Source organism: Bacillus sp. 5RYD7K (assembly GCF_059831465.1).
This window is the reverse complement of the sequence record NZ_CP191200.1, coordinates 2,248,023-2,272,018: the sequence shown is the minus strand read 5'-3', so window position 1 is coordinate 2,272,018 and position 23,996 is coordinate 2,248,023. Positions and strand designations below refer to the sequence as shown.

The 23,996-nt window shown below is 46.3% G+C and carries 24 protein-coding genes and 1 pseudogene; 1 reads left to right on the top strand and 24 read right to left on the bottom strand.

Annotated elements, in window-relative coordinates; genetic code table 11:
* Positions 1 to 26: 26 nt before the first annotated feature.
* The 17 genes and pseudogenes from glyS to rpsU all read right to left on the bottom strand — a co-directional run bounded on the left by glyS (position 27) and on the right by rpsU (position 14,866).
* A complete protein-coding gene (gene glyS, locus ACQE26_RS11470) occupies positions 27 to 2,066 on the bottom strand; it encodes a glycine--tRNA ligase subunit beta (RefSeq protein ID WP_500469442.1) in 2,040 nt (679 codons plus the stop codon).
* Positions 2,059 to 2,946 (bottom strand): glycine--tRNA ligase subunit alpha, encoded by an 888-nt coding sequence (gene glyQ / locus ACQE26_RS11465; RefSeq protein WP_060964731.1) that lies wholly within the window; start codon positions 2,944 to 2,946, stop codon positions 2,059 to 2,061. The genes glyS and glyQ overlap by 8 nt, the downstream gene beginning before the upstream one ends.
* Before the next feature lie 301 nt (positions 2,947 to 3,247).
* On the bottom strand, positions 3,248 to 4,015 hold the full coding sequence (gene recO, locus ACQE26_RS11460; RefSeq protein ID WP_500469441.1) for a DNA repair protein RecO: 768 nt from the start codon (positions 4,013 to 4,015) through the stop codon (positions 3,248 to 3,250).
* Between the two features lie 36 nt (positions 4,016 to 4,051).
* Complete coding sequence (locus ACQE26_RS11455) at positions 4,052 to 4,195, bottom strand: YqzL family protein (RefSeq protein ID WP_007408286.1); 144 nt, start codon at positions 4,193 to 4,195, stop codon at positions 4,052 to 4,054.
* Between the two features lie 155 nt (positions 4,196 to 4,350).
* Positions 4,351 to 5,256: a GTPase Era gene (gene era, locus ACQE26_RS11450; protein WP_016938919.1), complete on the bottom strand. Its 906-nt coding sequence runs from the start codon at positions 5,254 to 5,256 to the stop codon at positions 4,351 to 4,353.
* Positions 5,237 to 5,647, bottom strand: coding sequence for a cytidine deaminase (locus ACQE26_RS11445; protein ID WP_016938918.1), 411 nt, complete (start codon positions 5,645 to 5,647; stop codon positions 5,237 to 5,239). The genes era and ACQE26_RS11445 overlap by 20 nt, the downstream gene beginning before the upstream one ends.
* A gap of 121 nt (positions 5,648 to 5,768) precedes the next feature.
* Positions 5,769 to 6,143, bottom strand: a complete 375-nt coding sequence (locus ACQE26_RS11440; protein ID WP_060964729.1) for a diacylglycerol kinase family protein — start codon at positions 6,141 to 6,143, stop codon at positions 5,769 to 5,771.
* Positions 6,124 to 6,597: an rRNA maturation RNase YbeY gene (ybeY, locus tag ACQE26_RS11435; protein WP_003152973.1), complete on the bottom strand. Its 474-nt coding sequence runs from the start codon at positions 6,595 to 6,597 to the stop codon at positions 6,124 to 6,126. Before ybeY ends, ACQE26_RS11440 begins: the two co-directional genes overlap by 20 nt.
* Entirely contained in the window at positions 6,598 to 8,730 is a 2,133-nt protein-coding gene (locus ACQE26_RS11430; RefSeq protein WP_060964728.1) for an HD family phosphohydrolase, read from the bottom strand. It lies immediately after the preceding gene.
* An 80-nt stretch (positions 8,731 to 8,810) separates the two neighbouring features.
* Positions 8,811 to 9,770, bottom strand: a complete 960-nt coding sequence (locus ACQE26_RS11425) for a PhoH family protein (RefSeq protein WP_045926742.1) — start codon at positions 9,768 to 9,770, stop codon at positions 8,811 to 8,813.
* Positions 9,734 to 10,958: pseudogene (gene yqfD / locus ACQE26_RS11420) on the bottom strand (sporulation protein YqfD). Before yqfD ends, ACQE26_RS11425 begins: the two are co-directional and overlap by 37 nt.
* A 17-nt stretch (positions 10,959 to 10,975) precedes the next feature.
* A complete protein-coding gene (gene yqfC / locus ACQE26_RS11415; protein WP_003152966.1) occupies positions 10,976 to 11,257 on the bottom strand; it encodes a sporulation protein YqfC in 282 nt (93 codons plus the stop codon).
* 56 nt (positions 11,258 to 11,313) lie between these two features.
* A complete protein-coding gene (locus ACQE26_RS11410; RefSeq protein WP_500469436.1) occupies positions 11,314 to 11,748 on the bottom strand; it encodes a YqfB family membrane protein in 435 nt (144 codons plus the stop codon).
* 27 nt (positions 11,749 to 11,775) lie between these two features.
* On the bottom strand, positions 11,776 to 12,768 hold the full coding sequence (gene floA / locus ACQE26_RS11405; protein WP_016938912.1) for a flotillin-like protein FloA: 993 nt from the start codon (positions 12,766 to 12,768) through the stop codon (positions 11,776 to 11,778).
* Between the two features lie 24 nt (positions 12,769 to 12,792).
* Positions 12,793 to 14,109: an NfeD family protein gene (locus tag ACQE26_RS11400; RefSeq protein ID WP_500469434.1), complete on the bottom strand. Its 1,317-nt coding sequence runs from the start codon at positions 14,107 to 14,109 to the stop codon at positions 12,793 to 12,795.
* 122 nt (positions 14,110 to 14,231) lie between these two features.
* Entirely contained in the window at positions 14,232 to 14,678 is a 447-nt protein-coding gene (locus ACQE26_RS11395; RefSeq protein ID WP_007408278.1) for a GatB/YqeY domain-containing protein, read from the bottom strand.
* Positions 14,679 to 14,692: 14 nt separating this feature from the next.
* Positions 14,693 to 14,866, bottom strand: a complete 174-nt coding sequence (gene rpsU / locus ACQE26_RS11390; RefSeq protein WP_003152957.1) for a 30S ribosomal protein S21 — start codon at positions 14,864 to 14,866, stop codon at positions 14,693 to 14,695.
* A gap of 171 nt (positions 14,867 to 15,037) precedes the next feature.
* Here rpsU and ACQE26_RS11385 point away from each other — a divergent pair, with 171 nt between their 5' ends.
* Positions 15,038 to 15,964 carry a Na/Pi symporter gene (locus tag ACQE26_RS11385; RefSeq protein ID WP_500469431.1) on the top strand — a complete coding sequence of 309 codons (927 nt, stop codon included), beginning with the start codon at positions 15,038 to 15,040 and terminating at the stop codon, positions 15,962 to 15,964.
* 35 nt (positions 15,965 to 15,999) lie between these two features.
* On the opposite strand, the gene mtaB is transcribed toward ACQE26_RS11385, so the two are convergent.
* The 7 genes from mtaB to hrcA all read right to left on the bottom strand — a co-directional run bounded on the left by mtaB (position 16,000) and on the right by hrcA (position 23,943).
* Entirely contained in the window at positions 16,000 to 17,355 is a 1,356-nt protein-coding gene (mtaB, locus tag ACQE26_RS11380; protein WP_013352930.1) for a tRNA (N(6)-L-threonylcarbamoyladenosine(37)-C(2))-methylthiotransferase MtaB, read from the bottom strand.
* Positions 17,355 to 18,125, bottom strand: a complete 771-nt coding sequence (locus ACQE26_RS11375) for a 16S rRNA (uracil(1498)-N(3))-methyltransferase (RefSeq protein WP_500469429.1) — start codon at positions 18,123 to 18,125, stop codon at positions 17,355 to 17,357. The genes mtaB and ACQE26_RS11375 overlap by 1 nt, the downstream gene beginning before the upstream one ends.
* Positions 18,126 to 18,147: 22 nt before the next feature.
* Complete coding sequence (gene prmA, locus ACQE26_RS11370) at positions 18,148 to 19,083, bottom strand: 50S ribosomal protein L11 methyltransferase (RefSeq protein ID WP_045926748.1); 936 nt, start codon at positions 19,081 to 19,083, stop codon at positions 18,148 to 18,150.
* A 23-nt stretch (positions 19,084 to 19,106) separates the two neighbouring features.
* Entirely contained in the window at positions 19,107 to 20,234 is a 1,128-nt protein-coding gene (dnaJ, locus tag ACQE26_RS11365) for a molecular chaperone DnaJ (RefSeq protein WP_060964720.1), read from the bottom strand.
* Between the two features lie 179 nt (positions 20,235 to 20,413).
* Positions 20,414 to 22,252: a molecular chaperone DnaK gene (gene dnaK / locus ACQE26_RS11360; protein ID WP_060964719.1), complete on the bottom strand. Its 1,839-nt coding sequence runs from the start codon at positions 22,250 to 22,252 to the stop codon at positions 20,414 to 20,416.
* A gap of 24 nt (positions 22,253 to 22,276) precedes the next feature.
* Positions 22,277 to 22,852: a nucleotide exchange factor GrpE gene (grpE, locus tag ACQE26_RS11355; protein ID WP_016938904.1), complete on the bottom strand. Its 576-nt coding sequence runs from the start codon at positions 22,850 to 22,852 to the stop codon at positions 22,277 to 22,279.
* A 59-nt stretch (positions 22,853 to 22,911) separates the two neighbouring features.
* The gene (gene hrcA / locus ACQE26_RS11350) at positions 22,912 to 23,943 is read right to left on the bottom strand and encodes a heat-inducible transcriptional repressor HrcA (protein ID WP_016938903.1); all 1,032 of its coding nucleotides are present in this window, start codon (positions 23,941 to 23,943) and stop codon (positions 22,912 to 22,914) included.
* Positions 23,944 to 23,996 lie beyond the last annotated feature (53 nt).

The following is a 23,996-nucleotide window of genomic DNA, read 5'->3' as shown; positions in this document are numbered from 1 at the left end:
CGATCACACAGCAACCGTCTTTTTCTTTATTTTACAATAAGATGATTCATATTAGCAAAAGACTTGATCACATCTGCAAGTGCAGTCATTTGCGCTAAACGGTTGGTTTTTAATGCTTCATCGTCCGCATTGACCATCGTGTGATTAAAGTAATCTTCGATCGGCTCCTTTAATCCGCTGAGCGCGGCCAGCGCCTGTTCATAGTTTTTAGAGGCAAAGCTTTCAGCGACGCTGTCTTTTGTTTTTTGATAAGCGTCAAACAGGTTTTTCTCCTGTTCATTTTCAAACAGATCCGGCTTGATATCACGGCTCTCGCCTTTCTTACTGATGGAGATGACCCGCCCCAGTGATTCAGCCGTTTCTTTAAATCCAGGTGTGCCGAGGTGTTTCTCAAGCACTTTTGCTTTAGAAACAGCTGCATACGGCTCAAGCTCCGTGCTGTCCAGAACGGCTTCAATCACGTCATGACGGATGTCTTCAGCGTTTAAGACGTATTTCAGACGCTGTGTAAAGAAATCAAGAAGCTCATTTTCTTTTTCCGTTTCTGTCAATGACAGCAGTTCTTTAAAAGAGATGCCCCAGTTGCGGTCGATCAGAATGGAAACGATGCCGCTTGCCTGACGGCGCAATCCGTACGGATCCTGAGAACCTGTCGGGATCACGTCAATGCTGAAAAAGGAAGCAATCGTGTCCAGTTTATCGGCTAATGCCACGACCGCACCGGTAAAGGTTGAAGGCACCTCTCCCCCGGCCGCTCTCGGCATGTAGTGCTCATTTACCGCGGCAGCGACGGCTTCATCTTCACCGAGCATGCGCGCGTATTTTTCTCCCATGACGCCTTGAAGCTCAGGGAACTCATAAATCATATGTGTAACAAGGTCAAATTTAGAAATCTCTGCGGCGCGCTTCACATGTTTTTGCGTCTGTTCATCAGCCTTCAGGCGGACCGCAAGTTTACCCGCAATGGTGACCACTCTTCTTACTTTATCCCCGAGGGAACCGAGCTCTTCATGGAAAACGATATTTTCCAGTTTCTTCACATTTTCATCGATGTTCAGCTTTTGGTCTTCCTTGTAGAAGAACGCAGCATCTGAAAGTCTTGCTCTCAGCACTTTCTCGTTTCCGCGGGCAACATTTTCAAGGGCATGGCTGTTCCCGTTTCTTACCGTAATAAAATGAGGCAGCAGATTCCCGTTTTCATCTTTTACCGGGAAGTAGCGCTGATGCTCTTTCATAGTTGTCACAAGCACTTCTTCAGGTAAAGAAAGAAACTCGGGTTCAAAAGAGCCGTAAAGCGCTGTCGGATATTCCACCAGATGATTGACTTCGTTCAGCAGATCTTCATCTATCGGAATATTCCATTTCTTTTCGTTTGCAAGCGCGTCCAGCTGCCCCTGAATCATTTGTTTGCGCACTTTCGGGTCGGCAATGACGTGCTGTTCTTTCAGCAGCTCTTCGTATGATGACGGTGCATCAACAGATACTTCTTGACCGAGAAAACGGTGTCCCTGTGTGTTCCGGCCCGTCTCTACATTCGTGATTTCAAACGGAATGACGTCTTTTCCGAAGAGAGCGGCAATCCATTTGATCGGACGGATATAACGCAGATCCTGTGTGCCCCAGCGCATGTTTTTCGGGAAATGCATTCCGGTAATCAAGTTTTCCAGCTGCGGTAAAAGTGTTTTCGTCTCTTGTCCCGCCTGGAATTTTTGGACGAAAACATATTCCGTGCCGTTTACGTCTTTTATATACAGGTCATCCACTCCGGCGCCTTGGCCTTTGGAAAATCCGATAGCGGCTTTTGTCCAGTTTCCGTCAGCATCCAAAGCGATTTTTTTCGCCGGTCCTTTTGCTTCTTCCTGAATATCAGCCTGTTTTTCTGCTACGTCTTTTATATATACTGCCAGACGTCTCGGTGTATTAAAAAGTTTCACTTCACCGTGGGCAATATTTTTTTCAGTCAGCCAGCCGGTCAGTTTGTCACCGAGCTGCACCATGCTGTCATGTAAAAAACGCGCCGGCATTTCCTCGAGTCCGATCTCTAAAAGCAAATCTTGTTTACTCATGGGAAGAGCCCTCCTCTTTAAGCATTGGGAACCCTAATTTTTCCCGTTCTTCATAATACGTTTTGGCTACTTTTCTCGCTAAGTTGCGGACCCGTCCGATATAACCCGTCCGCTCTGTCACTGAGATTGCGCCTTTTGCGTCCAGCAGGTTAAATGTGTGAGAGCACTTCAGCACATAATCATAGGCCGGATGCACAAGGCCGTTATCCATTTGTCTGATCGCTTCTTTTTCGTAAGTGCTGAACAAATGGAAAAGCATATCCACATCTGATGTTTCAAATGTGTAAACGGAATGTTCATATTCAGCCATCATAAACAAATCTTTCACTGTGAATCCTGATGTCCATTCAAGATCAAAGACGTTTTCTTTATCCTGAATATAAGACGCAAGACGCTCAATGCCGTACGTAATCTCAACAGACACCGGTTTACATTCAATTCCGCCCACCTGCTGGAAGTACGTAAACTGGGTGATTTCCATACCGTCAAGCCATACTTCCCAGCCAAGGCCCGCACAGCCTAAAGACGGGTTTTCCCAGTTGTCTTCTACGAAACGAATGTCATGCTCGAGCGGATCAATACCGAGGGCGCGCAATGAATCCAGGTAAAGCTCCTGGATGTTATCAGGCGACGGCTTGATAATGACTTGGAATTGGTGATGCTGATAAAGTCTGTTCGGGTTTTCTCCGTACCGTCCGTCCGCAGGCCGTCTGGAAGGCTCAACGTAAGCCACTTTCCACGGCTCAGGTCCGATGCTTCGTAAAAATGTATACGGGCTCATTGTGCCTGCGCCTTTCTCCACATCATACGCCTGCATGAGCACACAGCCTTCATTAGACCAGTGTTTCTGCAAGGTTAAAATCATATCTTGAATGTTCATTTCAAGCACCTCCACTTTCTCCATTCTTTTACAAGTGCGGCGGCAATCAAAAAACTCCCGTCTCTATGCTTGCCAGCCGCAAACATAGGGACGAGAGTTCTCCCGCGGTTCCACCCTAGTTGCTGAGGATGTGAATCGCTCAGCCTCTTTTTAAAGAGTTGCTCAAGAATGCCTTTCGTTGCGCGCTCATCCCTAGCTTACACTGTCCTAAGGTCGCTTATATGAGTTGGACGCAAGTACTTCTTTCTGTCACTGCAACATATTTTATAATAAATGATCATATAAAAAGATGGGCAGAATGTCAACTTTTGTTTTCATCCAAAAGGTTCTTCATGCTTTCCATCTGATCTAAAAACCGCTTTGACTTTAAATAAAGCCCTGAATATTCCTCGTAATACAGATCAATGACCCGTTTTATTTCACTTTTGGTTTCGTGCTTTAACGAGACGCTGCCGAGCCTTCCGATATCAAAGTAATAAAAAAGCCTTAGCAGCCTTGCCGTTTGCGGCGAAATCGGAACTTTGTACGGATCCTTTTCAAAGCAGCGGTGGCAGATAAAACCGTTATCTCTTATCGAAAAATGAAACGTCCCGTCCCGGCTTTTACAGTGGACACAATGATTCAGCTCCGGATACAGCCCCATGACGCCAAGCATTTTCATCTGAACGATGAAGGTGATCACGTCCGGGTCAGTCCCCTCATTCAGCCTCTTAAAGGATTCGAGAATTAATTCGAATAAATAGGGGTTCGGTTTCTTCTCTTCCGTTCCTTTGTCAGTGAGTTCAGCGATAAAAGCGGCATATGCCGTCAAAAACAAGTCTTCTCTGATCGTTCTCATGCTGAGAATCATTTCACCCTGCTGGAGCGTGCCGAGTCCGGATGTTCTTTGCATTAAAAATGACCCGTACAAAAAAGGCTGGCTGACTGCTGACAGCCGGCTGGCTGACTTCCTGGCACCCCTTGCCATGACGCCGATTTTGCCGTGTTCCCTCGTCAGCAATGTCACGATTTTATTCGTCTCTCCGTAGTCATTCGTACGGAGCACGATTCCTTCACATTTTGTCAGCATTTCCGCACCTTCCAACAACGGGAGGGGCCAAGAGGTTTACAAAATTGGAAAATCAATACGGGCTAGCTCATCTTCCGGTTCTTCGGGTCTTTCTAGGTTCTCTTTTTCCAGTTCTTTAAAAAGAAGGTACGTATCAACACTTCCTGTTTGAGAAAATACGTTCCAGGTAAAATTCAACACAAAAAACCCACCTTTCATCATTAAACTAGCTTGCCAATCCAAATTCTTACCCTTATCTTGACCTGATGTCCTCCTTTTCATGTTAAACAAATTTTGCTAACGAATCCCTGTTTCTGTGAGGTAATCCCACACATCAGGCATGCGCCTCAGATGACTTAATATTCATCCTCTTTGAAGCCGAAATCACGCAGCTGAGACATTTTATTCCGCCAGTCCTTCTGCACTTTCACCCATAGTTCCAGGTAAACGCGTGAGCCCAGCAGCGCTTCAATATCAGCCCGCGCTCTTTTGCCGACTTCTTTCAGAAGAGCTCCTTTTTTCCCGATGACGATTCCTTTTTGAGAATCCCGCTCGACCACGATGGTGGCGGCGACATGGACGGAGCCGTTCTCCTGCCCTTTAATGGACTCGATAGCGACAGCGATGCTGTGCGGCACTTCTTCCCTTGTAAGATGGAGCACCTTTTCCCTGATCAGTTCAGAAATAATAAACCGCTCAGGATGGTCAGTCACCTGATCGCTCGGATAGAACTGAGGCCCTTCCGGTAAATACGCTTCAATCTGCGTGAGCAGGGTCTCGACGTTGTTACCTTCCAAAGCTGAGATCGGCACGATTTCCTTAAACGGATAGCGCGAACGGTACTCATCAATTAAAAGAAGGAGCTGATCAGGGTGGATCTTATCAATTTTGTTTACGATCAAAAAGACCGGCGTGGACGTCTGTCCAAGCTTTTCAATGATAAACTCGTCGCCCTTTCCGTACCCTTCCTCGGCGTTAATCATAAATAACACCAAGTCAACTTCTTTCAGCGTGTTCTGCGCCACTTTCATCATAAAATCGCCAAGCTTGTGCTTCGGTTTGTGAATGCCCGGTGTATCAATAAAAATGGTCTGCGATGTGCCTGTTGTCAGCACCCCTTGGACTTTATTTCTTGTCGTCTGGGGTTTGTCGCTCATGATGGCGATCTTTTGACCGATGACCCTGTTTAAAAAGGTCGACTTTCCAACATTCGGTCTTCCGATGATTGATACAAATCCTGATTTAAAGCTTTCGTTCGTCATGTAAATCCTCCGATGAAAATGCGCCCGGCAATAATTCTTCCGCAGTCATTTCTTTTATTTGTCCTTGTAAGTTGGTCAGAATAACAAGCATATCCTTTGAGCACAGCTCGGAAATTACTTGTCTGCAGGCTCCGCACGGTGAAACCGGTCCCGGAGTGTCCGCAGCCACGGCGAGCATCGCAAATTCCGTATCCCCCTCGGAAACAGCTTTGAATATCGCCGTGCGTTCAGCACAGTTGCACATGCTGTATGCCGCATTCTCGATGTTGCAGCCTCTGTACACTTTTCCGTCTTTGGTAAGAAGAGCGGCTCCCACTCTGAAGTTTGAATACGGCACATACGCTGTGTCCCGTGCTGTTAATGCTTCTTGAATCAATTCTTGTCTGTTCATGTGTACTTTTCCTCTCTTACCTTAATCCTGAATGATACCGCTGTCACTTTTATTTTACATAATTATGATTGGTTTTTCACGCCCATTTTTGGCAATGTAAAATAATTGTAAGAATCTTCTGCTAACATATCTTCGGCAAGAAGATGAGTAAACCAATAATACACGAAATCACGGCAAAGACGCAAACGGCTCCGGCTGCCGCATCCTTTGCCGCTTTTGCGAGCGGGTGATACTGATCGGTAACTAAATCAACAACATGCTCTATCGCCGTATTTACAAGCTCAAGAGTAAGCATTCCGCCGATCAGGATCAAAATAACGGCCCATTCGGCCGTATTGAGCCCGGTGAGAAAACCGCAAAGGATAACGGCGCAGGCCGCGATGATGTGAAATTGAAAATTCCGCTCTGACCGCGCCGTTTTCCAGATTCCCCTCCATGCATGGACAAAGCTTTTCAGGAATCTGCTCCACTCGTTTTTATGATCTCGTGAGTCCATACTCATCCAGCAAATCCTTTTGCTTTGAAAACATTTCTTCCTCTTCTTCTTTTGTCATGTGATCATAGCCTAGCAGATGCAAAAAGCCATGGACTGCCAGAAAGCCAAGCTCTCTCATAAACGAATGGCCGTACTCTTCAGCCTGCTCCTTCGTTCTGTCGGCACTGATGATAATATCTCCTAAAACAGGCGGCATGTCAGCGCCCACGATTTCAACCTCGTCTTCGCCTTCTTCCTCAAGTGCAAACGAAATGACGTCAGTCGGGGTGTCTTTTCCCCGGTAGTCTCTGTTGATTTCTCTGATTTCCTCATTTGTCACAATCGTAACGGATACCTCAGCCTGATCCTGAACGCCTTCTTTTTCCGCCGCAAATTGAAGCAGCTTTTCTACTTCTTGGAGCGCATCGGCTGAGACGCTGTTTGTTTCATCAACAATATCTATGAGTAAACCCATTTATTTCACCTTCTTCGTAGCCTCCGGATATTCAATCCGGGAGTGGAAAATTCCTTTTAAAGTCGCACATAGTGTTTTAGCGATCGTATCCAGCTCTCGGAACGTGAGATCACATTCTGAGAACTGCCCGTCCTGAAGCTTGTCGGATATAATTCCGCGCACCAGTTTTTCAATCCGTTCGGGATTGGGATTATGCATGGAACGGACGGCAGCTTCAACGCTGTCGGCCACTGAAATGATTGCAGCTTCTTTTGATTGCGGCTTCGGCCCCGGGTAGCGGAACTCTTGCTCTGTAATCTGGTCGCCCTTTTCCTTCGCTTTATAATAAAAGAATTTCAAAAGAGACGTTCCGTGATGCTGCTCTGCGATATCCACGAGCTCTTTCGGAAACTTATAGCTTCTGAGCATATTCGCACCGTCTGTCGTATGCGCGATGATAATATTTTTGCTGAGCTGAGGAGACAGCTTGTCATGCGGATTATCCATATTCATCTGATTTTCAATAAAATATTGCGGGCGTTTCGTTTTGCCGAGATCGTGATAATACGCTCCGACCCTTGCCAAAAGACCGTTTGCCCCTACAGCTTCACAGGCCGCTTCCGACAAATTCGCCACCATGACGCTGTGATGATATGTACCGGGTGTTTCCGTTAAAATCTTCCGAAGCAGGGGATGGTTCGGATTAGACAGTTCAATCAGCCTCATCGTAGAAAGAATGCCGAATCCCGTCTCAAAAAACGGCATCAGACCGATAATCAAAACGGATGAAGCCAGTCCCGAGACGACCCCCATCAGCATCAGCGTTCCGATTTCAACGGGCGACAGCGCCGTGTTTTGTATTAATAAAAGCGACAGCACGATAATCATATTAATAAATGAGACGAACAATCCCGCCTGCAATATTTTTGATCTCACGTTATGTTTCCCCAAAAACAGAATGCCTGAAATGCTGCTGATTAAATAGTAGATACCGATCACATAATTAAATGTGCCCGTCACACCCTGATTAAACATCATACTGCCGCAAATCGCCAGAATGATGCTCCCTAAAATGGCAAGCCTTTCATTGAGCAGCAGCCTGAACAAAATCGCGCCGGCGGCGATCGGAACAAGATAGCCGATGTTGGTGTATTCAATCTTCTGAAAGAGACTGACGACTTCCATTATGACGAGAATAAGCGTTGTAATGATAGAAAACAGCAATAGGGATTTATTTTTCAGCTTAAGCTCCTGCTGCTGTTTCTCGAAATAGTAGACAAGCGTGGCAATAAACAGCCCGATCATCAGAAGAAGACCGCTGATCGGCTTTAACAGGTTGGAATTATTCAAAAGCCCTGTCAGTTCGAGCTTTCTGTATACTTCCCGGTCGATCAGGTCATTCTCTTCCACGAGAACCTGTCCTTGTTTGATCTGCACCGGCTGAACGCTGTCTGACGCTTCCTGACGTTTTTCATCGGTCGCTTTCGGATCAAATACGTAATTCGGGATCACCGCATATTTTCCGATTTCAGTCGCAGCCGCTAAATATTTTGACGGCACGGAGGCGCTTTTCAGCTCTTTGGCGACCTTATCCTTCGCTTCGGCAAGCTTTTCAGAAGGAATTTCACTGCTCATCACCGTGTTCACCGCGGTTATGACAGAATCCCTCACAAATGAAAAATCTTCATTGTTCGCATGGAGAAGCGATTTAATGGCATCTTCCGAGATGGATTCATTGACATCCTGTGTCAGCTTGCTTTTCACCGATTTGACCAGCGATTTTTCCGAAGGTGACTTTTTGTCTTTATCCGCATCTGTTTTCACTTCTCCGATGCTGTCAAATATGGAGGTGATCAGGTCAAGCCGGTTGTCAGTATAGCCTTTTTTCAGAGTGTATTGATCTTCTACTGCATCTTCGGCCGCCTGTTTTTTCGCTTCCGTCGCCTGCTGATCTTCCACTGTGGCGGGCGCGTAAATCGTCTTATCACTGACTGAGAACAAATCCAAATTAAGTGATTCAGGTTTTACATGAATAAAGAGCAAACCAAACATGATCGCTGAAAGCAGCAGATACAGCAGCACATGGGCTGAGCGGGCATGTCTGAAAGTGCGGAACCGTTCCCGGGCGCTTTTACCCTTTCCCTTCTTTTTCAAAACAAGAACCTCCTCCCTGAAACATCAGGAACACATCATATAAAAATGACCCGATAACGGGAGATCGGGTCATTTTTGCATTACTTTTGCTTATCATAAGCTTCAATAATCTTTGCAACAAGCGGATGTCTGACCACATCTGTCTGGTCAAGTTCAATCACGGAAATGCCGTTTATGTCATTCAGCATATCCCTCGCTACTGCAAGTCCCGATGTGACGCCTTTCGGCAGGTCAATTTGGCTTACGTCGCCCGTAATGATCATTTTAGAGCCAAAACCCAATCTCGTCAAAAACATTTTCATTTGAGCGGGAGTGGTATTCTGGGCTTCATCAAGAATCACATATGCGTCGTCAAGCGTCCGCCCTCTCATATAGGCAAGCGGGGCGATTTCGATAACCCCTCTTTCCATCAGACGCTCCGTATGGTCGCTTCCGAGCACATCGTGGAGCGCGTCATACAGCGGGCGCAGATAAGGATCTACTTTTTCCTTTAAGTCTCCGGGCAGAAAACCGAGGCTTTCGCCGGCTTCCACAGCGGGTCTTGTTAAAATGATTTTTTTAATGTGGCCGTTTTTTAAAGCATGCACCGCTTTTACGACCGCCAAATATGTTTTGCCGGTTCCCGCCGGCCCGATACCGAACACCATGTCGTTTTTCTTCATCGCCGCAACATATTCTCTCTGGCCGATGGTTTTGACACGGATCGGTTTGCCTTTTGCCGTTTTCGTTATTTCCTCTTCATACATGCTTTCAAAATAGTCCAGTTCATCTTTCTTTGCCATTTTCACGGCATACAGCACATCACGTTCCGAAATCTCGATCCCCTTGCGAATTAAAGTAAGGAGCGAGCCCAATAATCTGTCAGCAATCTCAAAAGACTCATCATTGCCGGAAACGTAAATGGTTTCACCGCGTGTGATGATGCTTACGCCCAGATCCTTCTCCATTAAATGTAAAAAGGCATCTTGGCTGCCGAACAAAGAAAGTGCTTCATCCGGGCTTTTCAGTTTGTGATTAATCGCAAGTAAATGTTCTGCCATTCTTTAGTCTCCCTGAACAATAGGTGTGGTTTGCACGATATCTTCTATAACTTGGTAGAGAATAATCAACTTTACTTTACCATTCTCAACGGATTGGTGCAAAACTTTTTCACTTTCCACCTCTCCGCTGCCGCTTAATCGCTTCTCTACGTCTTGTCTGCCCATTTTGATGCCGGCCTGAACCGCTTCGTCCTTCGTATAAGTCCGCACGGAGGTTTCGCTTTCTCTTGTCTGTTCTTTGACGTAAGATACCGGAAGTTTCAGCCCCAGAAATTGAAACGGATGCTTTTCTTCCTCTGTTTTCGGATGTTTCAGCGGCTCCTCATTAAACCCGAAGCCCCAAAAAGGCACGCCCCATGATCCGAAAGACAGCTTGTGCTTCGTCCTTACTTTACCCGTATATAGCGTAAATGATGTTTCAAGAGGCACAGTTACTTCTGACTTGTACCATGTTTCTCCGTAAATTTCCGCTTTTGAGGCGACTTTCCGGTCTTCATTTCCGATCAGTCCTGAGACGAGGAGCTGTCCTTTGTCAACATGATCGTTCACAAAAGCCATCGGCTGCCCCTTTTGCACGAACATCCTTTTGATGACCGCCTTCTTTTTGGCAACGATATGGCGGGGGCTCACGTACTTTTCTTTTGTCGGTTCATTTTTTTCAACCACTTTCATATGAAGGGCTGTCCCGTTCAATTCCACACCCACCCACGTAATATTATCGATGCCGTTTGTTAATGATTTTTGAATTTTCTCCGGCGTCATCATCAAAAATTGCAAACGGCCTTTTTTTACACCGATTTCTTCCAGATGCTTCATCATCTGATGCTCGGTTTCGGGCTTTGCCCCTTTAATATCAATGTCCCAAATCATGTTGGACAAAAGAAACAATATAACGAAAAATATCACAAATCCCGCAGTGAAGCCCAGGTTTAATTTTGATTTGAGAAGCAGAAAGGGCAGGCCCTTTCTTTTTGTAAAGCTTGCTTTGCATTCATGTTTTCTGATGACTCTTCTGAAAGCATGTACATCTTGAAGCTGAATCATCAGCAGAACACAGTCTTGCTTTTTTTTCACCGCAAAGATGGGGATTCCGTTTCTCGTGCATTCATTCAGCAGCCGTTCAATCCCTTTTCCTTTGACTTCCATTTGGACTTTACCCGAAAAAAATGACAGCCATTTGTTTTTCACATTATTTCCCCCCGGCTTTATGAATCGACATATCTTACGTGATCTATCGTGCCTTCCAAAAGAATTTCCTCAGGAAGGATTGCCTTAATGACCAAGTTTTTTCCTGATATGATACATTGCCCCTGCTTGAGCATCAGCCTGACTTCTTCTTCGCTGAACAGCAAGAGGCCTCTGTGATTTTCTATGTAGATATGAAGTCTGCCGACCATCGTAATGCGAGGCAGATCCATCATAACGTCCGGGGGAATTTCCAATGCTCTAGTCAGCCACGCCTTTACACGATTCTTTCTTTGCCCCATAAAAAAAGAACCCCCTTTCATCTCATATGTATGATTTGAAAAGGGGTTCTAACACTTTAATTTTTACCGATGCTCCGCATGGTCCGGTGCGGTTTTTTTGCACGGGGCGGACCTAAAATCTCACTGAATATGATGCCCTGCACCGCAGTTTCTTTCTTCATTTTGAGGGCTGATTTCTTCAGAGACGCATTTCGTGCGCGTTGAGATGTCAGCTTATGATCAAGCCCATTGAACATCTGCTCTGTCTCCGCAAGGCGCTTTTCAGCTTCCCTTCTTTTTTGCTCAAAAGGGTTCTCTTTTGAAACGGCAGGCATTTCTTCCGCTTCCGGCTTTTGCTCTATCGGCGGCTGTGTGTGATCCTGCTTTTTTTTCTGATCTGCGGGACGTCTATTCGGCGGGCGTTTTTCATCTTTGTTTTTTTTGCCGAATATTGCCGATATAATGCCGATGACGGCGGCAATGACGAGCGGATTTGTCAGAATCTCGTGCATATAGCGGCTCCCTCCTTAATAGAGAGGTTATTGTTGGTCTTCATCTTGCTGGTCATTCGTCAGCTTGCCGATAGAATCCCTCATGTCCGTGTCAGCGTCGATATTTTTTATGTTCATATAATCCATGACACCGATGTTTCCTTCACGTAAGGCTTCAGCCATCGCAAGCGGCACTTCCGCTTCAGCTTCCACGACTTTCGCACGCATTTCTTCTACGCGCGCGCGCATTTCCTGCTCTTGGGCGACGGCCATGGCGCGGCGCTCTTCAGCTTTGGCCTGCGCAATGTTTTTGTCTGCTTCCGCCTGATCCGTCTGCAGGATTGCTCCGATGTTTTTGCCGATATCCACGTCGGCGATGTCAATCGAGAGAATTTCAAATGCCGTGCCTGAATCCAGCCCTTTGCCAAGTACGGTCTGCGAAATCATATCAGGGTTTTCAAGCACTTTTTTATGATTATGCGAAGAACCGATTGTCGAGACAATCCCTTCTCCGACACGGGCGACAACCGTCTCTTCTCCCGCTCCTCCGACAAGGCGCTCGATATTGGCTCTTACCGTGATTCTGGCTTTTGCTTTTACTTCAATTCCGTCCATGGCGACACCCGCGATAAACGGTGTTTCAATGACCTTCGGATTGACGCTCATCTGTACGGCTTCCAACACGTCACGCCCGGCCAGGTCAATGGCTGCGCAGCGTTCAAATGTCAGCTCAATATTGGCGCGCTGTGCCGCAATCAGGGCATTGACCACCCTGTCGACATTACCTCCGGCCAGGTAATGGCTTTCGAGCTGATTTGTTGTTGCGGACAGGCCGGCTTTGTGCGCTTTAATTAACGGGTTGACAACGCGGCTTGGAATGACGCGGCGCAGCCTCATCCCGACCAAAGTGAAAATGCTGATTCTGACTCCTGCTGCAAGTGCCGAAATCCATAGCATCACCGGTACAAAGGTGAAGAATATGGCTAACACAATTATGGCAGCTGCAACTATTGCTAAAATCGCCAAACTTGACAGTTCCATCTAATTCCTCCTCAAGATTATCATCTATATTTCTCTCACGACAATGCGTGAGCCTTCCGCTTTCACCACTTTCACCTGTCTGTCTTTTTCAGTAAATGATCCTTCTGAAACGACATCAAGGCGTTCATCATCAATAATAACGGTGCCTGACGGTCTGAGGGCTGTAGCGGTAACACCGACTTTCCCCACCAGCTCCGTCCGGTTCTGATTTGAAACATAACCGTTCTCCGTGCTTGTTGAATCAGTTAATATCAATTTCTTAAAGAATTTCATTCGTTTCCCCAACACCCTTGTTAATATGATAAAGGCAGCAATAGACACACTAAAGGCGATCAAGAGAGAAACCGCCATTACAGTAAAGCTGCCCGCAGCGAGAAAGAGGCTCGCGATGACGCCTGCAACACCGATAAGACCGATTATGCCTCCGGGCAGAAATATCTCTAAAAGGATAAAAACCAAACCGGCGCAAAATAAGAATACACTGTCATAGCCGGCGAATCCGGCAGCGATATGCCCGGTGAAAAACAGCAGCATGGCCGTCAGTCCGACGGCGCCCGGTATGCCGAGGCCTGGCGAGAACAATTCAATGGTCAAACCAAGCAAAGCGAGCGTTAATAAGATGGGGACAACAAACGGATTTGTCAGCCATCTTCCCAATTTTCCGACAAAACCCTCTTTTGCATGGTGAACATCGGCTTTATCAAAACCGAGCTTTGTATATAAAGCATCGAGGTTTGAAACCGTTCCCTCCGAATATCCGACTTCCTTGGCTTTTTCAGCTGTCAGTGTCAGCAGTTTTCCCTTCGGAGCGCCCGCTTCTTTTGCATTGATGGCGGGGTCTGCCATGGCCAGGGCGTATTTCGGGTTTCGGTTGTTTTTAGCCGCTGCGTCCTCCATTTCTGCATGCCACAGTGATTGGGCCTTTTTGTCTGCCGCGTTTCCTTTGCCGTCGATGATGGCTGCGGCACCCATTTTTCCGCCCGGCGCCATATAAATGTCATCTGCCTGAAGCGCTATATATGCCCCGGCAGAAAGCGCCCGTTTATTCACGTAAGCGGTAACAGGCACATCCGCGCCGCCGATGACATCTGCAATATCCAAAGCTGATTGAACGGCGCCTCCCGGTGTATTGATGTCAAGAATAATGTGTGACGCGCCGGATTCCTTCGCTTCTTTGAAAGAACGCGATAAAAAAGCGGCAAGCCCCTGTTCGACATTTTTCTCAACCGGGATAACATAAACCGATGGACGATCAGCTTTTGCGTTCAATTGAACTCCTAATAAAGATAATACAAATAAGCCCAATAGAGCAACAGCAATTCCGGTTTTTTTTCGGAACAAGGCAGATATACCCTCCTTCCCGTTTCATTCTTCTTTATATACGTAACAAATGTACTTTAGTTTCATTTTTTTATGTATAAAAAAAGACATCTCTCGAGGAAAGATGTCTTTTTCTTCGTCAATTAAGATAATTGACTGCTGACAAGCCTGTTAATCACGCTGCCGTCAGCTTTACCTTTTACTTTAGGCATAATAGCACTCATCACTTTGCCCATGTCCGCTTTCGAGCTCGCACCGACTTCAGCGATGGTTTCATTTACGATTGTCTGCAGCTCTTCTTCAGAAAGCTGCTTCGGTAAATAAACTTCTAAAATGTCCAGCTCTTTTTGAACTTTATCTACTAAATCTAAACGATTAGCGTTTGAAAATTCATGGAGGGAGTCTTTACGTTGCTTAAGTTCACGAGATAGGACAGTAAGTTCCTCATCCTCGGTCAAACTGTCTTTCTTAAGCTTAATTGCTTCGTTTTGAAGTGAAGCTTTCACCATTCGAACGACAGTCAGTTTGTCTTTCTCACGGCTTTTCATATACAGCTTCATATCTTGGTTAAGTCGCTCAAGAAGACTCATAAATCCACCCTCTTTTAGAATTTGCGTTTTCTAGCAGCTTCTGACTTTTTCTTGCGCTTTACGCTAGGTTTTTCATAAAATTCGCGCTTTCTTGCTTCTTGCAAAGTACCTGTCTTTGATACACTGCGTTTGAAGCGACGAAGAGCATCTTCAAGCGATTCGTTTTTTCTAACGACCGTTTTTGACATTCTCTTTCCCTCCCTCCGAATACACCAATCGACTACCTTTAAAAAGATACACATATAAACATGTACTTTGACATTATAATATAAGCCATGAGTCAGGTCAACTAAGTGAGTTCACTTTTCCGTCATGAATAACGCGGCTTGTCTATATAATGATGGAAAGGGGTGTTTCGTTTGCTGATACTGATTCTCTTTACCGCACTTATCCTTGTTTTTTTACTCGGAATGAGCCTGCTCAGACAGGGGCTGATCGCTTTAACGTATTCAAAAATTGAGAAGAGCCTCCTCTTGTTTACCGACCACCCTTTGAAAGCTTTTCTCATCAGCATTGTATTCACGGGTTTTCTTCAGAGCAGCTCAGCTTTTATGGTTATTGTGATTGGCTTTGTCAGTGCAGGCGCCTTGCCTTTTAAACGGACCATACCGATGATTCTCGGCACGAATGTCGGCTCCACATTTACGACGGAGTTTTTGGCCATAAAGATGGATGTGCTCATTTGGGTGCTTTTGATCGGCGGCCTTGTGTTTATTCTTATCCGGAAATATCCGTTCAGGCAGATCGGCGTAAGCTTTCTCGGTCTCGGCATCATCTTTTTTTGCATCACGTGCTTCAGCCGTCTTGCCGTTCCGCTGACAGAAATGAAGGCGGGGGCGGAGGTTTTGCGCCATGTAAATGATTCAAGCTGGTCCGCTCTTTTGATCGGCATGATATTGACGGCCATCATTCATTCAAGCTCCGTCTGCATCGGCATTTTAATGAGTTTTATGAACGAAGGGATGATCGGCATTGAACAGGCGGTCAGCGTCGTTCTCGGATCTAATATCGGGACATGCGTCACGGCCGTCATGGCTGCTGTTTCAGGGGGTTATGCCGCCAGACAGACCGCCGGCGCTCACGTTGTCTTTAATATTCTCGGCGTACTTCTTGTCTTTCCCTTCCTGTCCGCAGCAGCAGGATTTACAGAGCGGCTGTCTGACGATCCCGCGCAAATGATCGCGCATTTCAGCCTTTTGTTTAATGTTGTCACCGCATTATTATTTCTGCCGTTCACGCATTTATTTTATCTGCTGATTGACAGGCTGATCCCTCCGAAACCGTAAAAAACCGATGCGTGAAAGCATCGGTTTTTTATCTGTTACGAAGACATGCGCATATTCTGAGTCATTTCTTCTTCAACAACGCGGACGAATTGTCCTTCATTGTACGGATAGCCCGCTTTTTGAATTTTGACTTTGACAAGTTTGCCGATTAAATCTTCCGTGCCTTTGAAGACGACTTTCATGTAATTGTCTGTATAGCCGACGAACATGCCGTCTTCATCAGACTCTTTAAACGTCTCTTCCGGAATGATTTCCAGAACCTCTCCTTCATAATCGGAGGCGTATTCTTTGGCCAGCTGGTCAGACAGAGCAATCAGCTTGTGCACCCGTTCATTTTTCACATTCTCGTCAACCTGATCTTCCATTCTGGCCGCAGGCGTTCCGGTGCGTTTGCTGTAAGGGAACACATGAAGCTCAGAAAATTTATGTTCTTTAATGAACCGGTATGTTTCCATAAATTCTTCTTCCGTTTCACCCGGGAAACCGACGATAACATCAGAAGTGACAGCAAGACCCGGCAGCGCTTCTTTCAGCTTATTTAACCGGTCCGCGAAAAATTCCATCGTATATTTGCGTCTCATCCGTTTCAGAACGGTGTTTGATCCTGACTGAATCGGGATGTGAAGGTGGCGGACAATTTTATCAGACGCATCCAGCACTTCAATCACTTCATCAGTGATTTGGCTTGCTTCAATAGATGAAATTCTGATCCTTTTCAGTCCCTCTACACGTGTATCCAATTCACGAAGAAGCTTGGCGAAATTGTAATCTTTCATATCTTCGCCGTAGCCGCCCGTATGAATCCCCGTCAGAACGATTTCTTTATAACCGGCATCCACCAGCTGCTGCGCCTGTTTAATGACTTCTTCAGGATCGCGGGAACGAAGCAGGCCGCGCGCCCAAGGGATGATGCAGAACGTACAGAAGTTGTTGCAGCCTTCTTGGATTTTCAATGACGCTCTTGTCCGGTCAGTAAAAGCGGGAACATCCAGCTCTTCAAACACGCGTGCTTTCATAATGTTGCCGACGCCGTTGATCGGCTGGCGCTCTTCTCTGTACTGCTCAATGTAACCGAGCATTTTTTCGCGATCCTGCGTGCCGACGACGATGTCAACGCCCGGGATGGCCATAATTTCTGCCGGAGATGTTTGCGCATAGCACCCCGTTACGCAGATGACGCCGTCAGGATTTTGGCGGATCGCCCGTCTGATGACTTGACGGCTTTTTTTATCTCCCGTGTTTGTTACCGTACATGTATTAATGACATATACATCTGCTGTCTGCTCGAATTCTTTTCGTTCATAACCCGCATCTTTAAACAGCTGCCAGATTGCTTCTGTTTCATAATGATTGACCTTGCAGCCAAGGGTATGAAAAGCAACAGTTGCCATTACTGATCACCTCTTAATAACTCTGTATGATAGGAAACTGCGCTTAACGCGTAAAGCGGCGCAGTTTCAGTCCGTAAAATTCTTGGTCCGAGACCGCATAAGACGGCGCCTTTTTCTGAAAGCTGCTGAACTTCAGACTCAGTCAGACCGCCTTCAGGGCCGAATACGATGAGAAGAGACGAACCTTTCGGAAGGCTTTTGAGCTCCGCAGCGAAAGCGCCCGTTTCTCCCTGTTTTGATGACTCCTCGTATGCAACGACACATTTATCGACATTCTCCGCCATTTCAAGCAGCTGCCGGAACGAATGAACGGTTTTCACTTCGGGAATTTCATTGCGGTACGATTGCTCCGCCGCCTCCTTCGCGATTTTCGCCCATCTTTCCCGCTTCTTCTTTGCCTTTTTGTCGTCAAGCTTAACGACGGATCTGGCGCCTTGAAAGGGGATGAACATACTTGCCCCGAGCTCGGTCCCTTTTTGAATAATCCATTCAAGCTTATCGCCTTTCGGAAGGCCGCTGGCGATCCTGATTTTTAACGGCAGCTCACGGTTTTCTCCCGTCCATTCAGCAATGCTGCATGATATATGATCTCTAGAAACCTCTTTGAGCAGGCATAACGCTTCATGGCCGTCTTTCGAACAGCAGATTATCCGGTCTCCTGCACTCATTCTCATGACGTTTGCAATGTGGTGGACGTCTTCTCCCGTAATTTGAAAATCGGGAGTTTCGTCCATCTCCTGCTTCGTGAGCTCGATAAAATATCGTTGCATACGCTGTGACACCTACTAACTGTTATTTTTTCGCGATGATGCTGACCCAATCTTCCATAGACAGAATTTCTGTAATGGTAAAACCGGCTTTTTCCAACGCTTCTTTTACTTCCTGTTTTTTCTGGCCGATAATGCCTGAAGTAATAAAGTGGCCCCCGTCTTTTAGCAGGTCATACGCCTGCGATGTAAAGCGGAGAATCACTTCCGCCAAAATATTCGCGACAATGACATCGTGTTCGCCTGTGATGCCGTCTAACAAATTGTTCTGTTTCACTTCGGCCGTATCGCTTACTTTGTTCAATTTCACATTCAGACGCGCGCTTTCGACAGCGACCGGGTCAAGATCATACGCATGAACCGATTCAGCCTCAAGCATGGCGGCTGCAATGCTCAAAATTCCTGAACCGGTGCCGACATCAATGACACGGTCGCCTTTTTGAACGATACGCTCAAGCGCCTGAATGCACAGAACGGTTGTCGGATGCGTTCCCGTACCGAATGCCATGCCCGGGTCCATTTCGATAATCAGTTCATCGGTATTCACGGGTGTGTACGTTTCCCATGTGGGTACGATCGTGAATTTTTCAGAAATTTTTACCGGATGATAATACTTTTTCCAAGCTGTCGCCCATTCCTCTTCATTAACTTCAGAAATGGTGATTGTGTTTCTGCCTAAATCAATGTCGTACAAAAGCAGATTATTAATCGTCTCTTTAATGCCGTCGACCGTTTCGCCAAGGAAACTGTTGATCGGCAGATACGCTTTGACAATGACACCCTCATCGGGGTAATCATTGGGGTCGAGCTGGTAGATTTCCCCGTAAACATTCTCACGCTCTTTCATTAAATCAAGCGGATCTTCGATGACAACCCCGCTCGCACCAGCTTCATGCAAAATATTTGAGATGGGTTCGACCGCTTCATGTGTTGTGTGAATGCTGATTTCGGACCATTTCAAAACTACCAACTCCTATCCAATCATTACTCGCCTTTAAATGCGCGTTTTACTTTGTCAAAGAAACTCATTTCTTGTTCATCCGGCAGGTTGCCGCTGACTTCAGCGAACTCGCGGATGATGTCTTTTTGTTTATCTGTCAGATTCGTCGGCGTAACGACGCGGACGACAATGTGCTGGTCGCCTTGTCCGTAGCCGCGGACATTCTGCACGCCTTTGCCTCTTAATCTGAATTTTGTGCCGGTTTGTGTGCCGGCAGGAATTTTTAATTTCACTTTTCCGTGAAGCGTGGGCACTTCAACTTCGTCTCCGAGTGCCGCTTGGGCAAACGTTAACGGCATTTCACAGTAAATATCATCTCCGTCACGCTCAAAGAACTCGTGGGCGCGCACATGGAATACGACAAACAGATCTCCCGGAGGACCTCCGTTTACACCCGGTTCACCTTGACCCGGAACGCGGAGCTGCTGTCCGTCGTCCACACCGGCAGGGATCGTAACGTTGATTTTTTTCCGTTTTTTCACTTTGCCCGTGCCGCCGCAGTCAGAGCACTTGTTTTTAATGATTTTTCCTGTTCCTTCACAGTGGTGGCAGACTCTTCGGTTAACCACTTTGCCAAACGGCGTGTTCTGTTCGACATTCAGCTGGCCTGAACCGCCGCAATGCGAGCACGTTTCCGGATTTGTCCCCGGCTTCGCGCCTGAGCCTTTGCATGTTTCACAATTCTCTTCGCGAGGAATTTCAATGATCGTCTCTTTTCCGAAAGCCGCATCTTCAAATGACAGTGTCATTGTATACTGCAGATCCGCGCCCTGCCTCGGCGCGTTCGGATCACGGCGTCTCGTGCCGCCGCCGAAGATGCTTGAAAAGATGTCATCGAAACCGAAGCCGCCGAAGTCTCCTCCGCCGCCGAAACCGCCGCCGAAGCCCTGATTAGGGTCAGTATGGCCGAATTGATCATATTGAGCCCGTTTTTGGTCATCTGAGAGCGCTTCGTATGCTTCTTTTACCTCTTTGAATTTTTCATCTGCTCCGGATTCTTTATTGATATCAGGATGATATTTTTTTGAAAGCTTCCGATAGGCTTTTTTGATTTCATCCTTTGAAGCGCTCTTACTTACTCCAAGCACTTCATAGTAATCACGCTTACTCATCTCGCTTCACTCTCCCGAATTTCTCACATAAATTAGATTGTATCATTTTGAATTATGTTTTTTCAATTCCTTTTATCCCGGGCAAGAAAAAAAGTCAAAGCCAAGAGATGCCTGACTTTGACTTTCTGTCTGTTGAATCAGAATATGCTGTGTGTTCTTTTGCGTTCTGCGGAAAGAACTTATTTTTTCGTTTCGTCGTCTTTTACTTCTTCGTATTCCGCATCGACAACGTTATCGTCCGCTTTTTTGCCTTCAGCGTTTGCTGCGCCTTCAGCCTGCTGCGCTTTTGCCGCTTCTTCATAAAGCTTCATGGAAAGCTCTTGAACGATTGTTTGAAGCTCATCTTTTTTCGCTTTGATCTCTTCAATTTCGTTTTTCTCGATAGCTGCTTTCAGCGCGTCTTTCGCGTCGTTTGCTTTTTTCACTTGCTCTTCGTCCACTTTGCCTTCCAGGTCTTTTAATGTTTTTTCCGTTTGGAACACAAGCTGGTCAGCTTCGTTGCGGACTTCGATTTCTTCTTTTTTCTTCGCATCAGCGTCAGCGTTTTCTTCCGCTTCTTTCACCATGCGTTCGATTTCGTCATCAGAAAGACCTGAAGAAGATTTGATTGTAATGTTTTGTTCTTTTCCTGTGCCTAAGTCTTTCGCTCTTACGTTTACGATACCGTTTTTGTCAATATCGAAAGAAACTTCGATTTGCGGTACGCCGCGCGGTGCTGGCGGGATATCAGTAAGCTGGAAGCGGCCGAGTGTTTTGTTGTCGGCAGACATCGGGCGCTCACCTTGCAGCACGTGAATGTCAACGGCTGTTTGGTTATCAGCAGCAGTTGAGAATACTTGTGATTTGCTTGTCGGAATTGTCGTATTGCGGTCGATCAGTTTCGTGAATACGCCGCCCATTGTTTCAATACCGAGTGACAGCGGTGTAACGTCAAGAAGGACAACGTCTTTTACGTCTCCTGTGATGACGCCGCCTTGAATTGCAGCACCAAGCGCTACAACTTCATCCGGGTTTACGCCTTTATGCGCTTCTTTGCCTGTTTCTTTTTTGATTGCTTCCTGTACGGCAGGAATACGTGTAGATCCGCCGACAAGGATAACTTTGTCGATTTCGCTTGCAGAAAGATCCGCATCTTGAAGAGCCTGACGGACAGGAGCCATTGTGCGCTCAACGAGATGAGCGGAAAGCTCTTCGAATTTAGCGCGGGTCAATGTCAGCTCAAGGTGAAGAGGACCTGCGTCTCCCGCTGTGATAAACGGTAAAGAAATTTGCGTAGATGATACGCCGGAAAGATCTTTTTTCGCTTTCTCAGCCGCATCTTTCAAACGCTGAAGCGCCATTTTGTCTTTTGACAGATCAATGCCGTTTTCTTTTTTGAATTCTGCTACGAGATGGTCGATGATGACTTGGTCAAAGTCGTCCCCGCCAAGACGGTTGTCACCGGCAGTTGAACGGACTTCAAACACGCCGTCGCCAAGTTCAAGCACAGATACGTCAAACGTACCGCCGCCAAGGTCGTAAACAAGAATCGTTTGGTCTTCGTCCGTTTTATCAAGTCCGTATGCAAGCGCTGCTGCAGTCGGCTCGTTGATAATACGCTCTACTTCAAGACCGGCAATTTTACCGGCATCTTTTGTCGCTTGGCGTTCTGCATCGTTGAAGTATGCAGGAACCGTGATAACAGCTTTAGAAACTGTTTCGCCAAGGTAGCTTTCAGCGTATGCTTTCAGATGCTGAAGGATAATGGCTGACACTTCTTGAGGCGTGTAGTCTTTTCCTTCGATTTCTACTTTATAGTCAGTACCCATATGGCGTTTGACAGACATGATTGTGTTAGGGTTTGTGATAGATTGGCGTTTTGCCACTTCCCCTACTTGGCGCTCGCCGTTTTTAAATGCAACGACTGACGGAGTAGTACGGTTGCCCTCAGCGTTAGCGATAACTGTCGGCTCGCCGCCTTCAAGCACTGCCACACATGAGTTTGTCGTACCCAAGTCAATTCCGATTACTTTACTCACTTTGAATTACCTCCTGCTATGTAGTTATTGATTCACTTTAACCATTGAAGGACGGATGACGCGGTCCTTCAGTTTGTAGCCTTTTTGCAGTTCTTCGATAACAATATTGCTGCCGAAGTTTTCATCTTCCACCTGCATGACGGCTTGGTGAAGGTTCGGATCAAATTCCTGACCGACAGCTTCGATGGCTTCAACGCCTTCTCTTTCAAGAGCGTCCATCAGCTGGCGGCGGACCATTTCCATACCTTGCAGCAAGCTTTTTGTCTGCTCGCTTTCAGCTTCTACCTGTAAGGCCCGTTCAAAGTTGTCGAGAGCCGGAAGGATTTCCGTTACGACGTTTTGAGAACGGTATTTCTGAGCAGCTTCCATTTCAAGGCGGCTGCGTCGTTTATAGTTTTCAAAGTCTGCTTGAACACGCAAAAGCTTATTTTCTTTTTCATCAAGCAAACCCTGCAATTCATCAATTTGGTGCTGAAGGGCTTCTTCCTGACCTGCCGTTTCTTCATGCTGTTCTTGTGAAGCGGCTTGTTCTGCCTGTTCTGTCGTTTCTTCTTGTTCTGCTGCTTCAACCTGTTCTGCGGTTTGTTTTTCTTCTGACATTGTGTTCACCTCCCTCAAATGCTGTAAAAAGATGACTGAAAATGATTGCCAAAATTCCCTTATTCATCATACAAACTTGTGAATGCTTTTGACAAGTCCGAAGTCACGTGCTGCAGCAGGCTGACGACTCTTGAATAATTCATGCGTGTCGGCCCGATAATAGCGATTGATCCGATCTGCTTCGTGTCAACCGTATAGGTGGCCGTGATTAAGCTGCAGTTTTCCATTTCTTCGTAGTCGTTTTCTTTTCCGATTTTGATTGAAATCCCGGCTTTTGACGACTGAAACAGCTTCAGGACATCCTGCTCTTTTTCAATTAAGGATAAGAGCGAGCGGACCCGTTCAATATCATGGAACTCCGGCTGATTCAGCATATTGATTTTTCCGCCGAAAAATAATTTCTCAACATGGCCCGCCGGATGGAATGTGGAGCGGAGCGATTCGAGAATGCTGTCATAGTTGGCGATATGCTGCCTTAAATATGTGACAACCTCTTTAAAAATACGCTCATTCAGTTCGTCCATCGGAACGCCCGCTAATCGGTCGTTCAATATATTGACCAGTTTTTCAATATCGGCCAAATCCACTTTAGCCGGGAAATTGATCGTGCGGTTTTCGACATGCCCCGTATTCGTAACGAGGATGGCGACCGCCTTATCCGGCTGGATCGGAACGATTTGAATCTGCTTAAGATAATTCTCGCTCAGCGTCGGCCCGAGAACAATCGATGTGTAGTTTGTCAGTTCGGACAGGATCTGCGCTGATTTTTGGACTGTTTTTTCAAGCTCGAAGATTTTTTCTTTAAATATCGAGTGAATTAAATCCAGATCGGTTTTAGTCAGCTTGACGGGTGACAGCAAATGATCGACATAATACCTGTACCCTTTTTCCGACGGAATCCGTCCTGAGGATGAATGGGTTTTTTCAATAAAGCCCAATTCCTCCAAGTCAGCCATCTCGTTTCTGATCGTTGCAGAGCTGAATGTAATCTCGTCTTTTTTTGAAAGAGTTCTTGATCCTACAGGCTGCGCTGATTGTATAAAATCATTAATAATCACTTGCAGGATCAACAGCTGACGATTTGTTAACATCATCATCACCCCTGTTAGCACTCAAGGTCAGCGAGTGCTAATTCTATATCAAA

What these genes read in the sequence shown, in the direction of transcription:
- ACQE26_RS11445 (WP_016938918.1), bottom strand. Translation starts at nt 5,647, where the DNA reads ATGAACAGACAAGAATTGATTCAAGAAGCATTAACAGCACGGGACACA.
- floA (WP_016938912.1), bottom strand. Translation starts at nt 12,768, where the DNA reads ATGGAACTGTCAAGTTTGGCGATTTTAGCAATAGTTGCAGCTGCCATA.
- ACQE26_RS11410 (WP_500469436.1), bottom strand. Translation starts at nt 11,748, where the DNA reads ATGCACGAGATTCTGACAAATCCGCTCGTCATTGCCGCCGTCATCGGC.
- ACQE26_RS11375 (WP_500469429.1), bottom strand. Translation starts at nt 18,125, where the DNA reads ATGCAACGATATTTTATCGAGCTCACGAAGCAGGAGATGGACGAAACT.
- glyS (WP_500469442.1), bottom strand. Translation starts at nt 2,066, where the DNA reads ATGAGTAAACAAGATTTGCTTTTAGAGATCGGACTCGAGGAAATGCCG.
- recO (WP_500469441.1), bottom strand. Translation starts at nt 4,015, where the DNA reads ATGCTGACAAAATGTGAAGGAATCGTGCTCCGTACGAATGACTACGGA.
- mtaB (WP_013352930.1), bottom strand. Translation starts at nt 17,355, where the DNA reads ATGGCAACTGTTGCTTTTCATACCCTTGGCTGCAAGGTCAATCATTAT.
- ybeY (WP_003152973.1), bottom strand. Translation starts at nt 6,597, where the DNA reads ATGGGTTTACTCATAGATATTGTTGATGAAACAAACAGCGTCTCAGCC.
- hrcA (WP_016938903.1), bottom strand. Translation starts at nt 23,943, where the DNA reads ATGTTAACAAATCGTCAGCTGTTGATCCTGCAAGTGATTATTAATGAT.
- ACQE26_RS11395 (WP_007408278.1), bottom strand. Translation starts at nt 14,678, where the DNA reads ATGAGTCTTCTTGAGCGACTTAACCAAGATATGAAGCTGTATATGAAA.
- rpsU (WP_003152957.1), bottom strand. Translation starts at nt 14,866, where the DNA reads ATGTCAAAAACGGTCGTTAGAAAAAACGAATCGCTTGAAGATGCTCTT.
- ACQE26_RS11425 (WP_045926742.1), bottom strand. Translation starts at nt 9,770, where the DNA reads ATGGCAGAACATTTACTTGCGATTAATCACAAACTGAAAAGCCCGGAT.
- grpE (WP_016938904.1), bottom strand. Translation starts at nt 22,852, where the DNA reads ATGTCAGAAGAAAAACAAACCGCAGAACAGGTTGAAGCAGCAGAACAA.
- glyQ (WP_060964731.1), bottom strand. Translation starts at nt 2,946, where the DNA reads ATGAACATTCAAGATATGATTTTAACCTTGCAGAAACACTGGTCTAAT.
- dnaJ (WP_060964720.1), bottom strand. Translation starts at nt 20,234, where the DNA reads ATGAGTAAGCGTGATTACTATGAAGTGCTTGGAGTAAGTAAGAGCGCT.
- ACQE26_RS11440 (WP_060964729.1), bottom strand. Translation starts at nt 6,143, where the DNA reads ATGGACTCACGAGATCATAAAAACGAGTGGAGCAGATTCCTGAAAAGC.
- yqfC (WP_003152966.1), bottom strand. Translation starts at nt 11,257, where the DNA reads ATGGGGCAAAGAAAGAATCGTGTAAAGGCGTGGCTGACTAGAGCATTG.
- era (WP_016938919.1), bottom strand. Translation starts at nt 5,256, where the DNA reads ATGACGAACGAAAGCTTTAAATCAGGATTTGTATCAATCATCGGAAGA.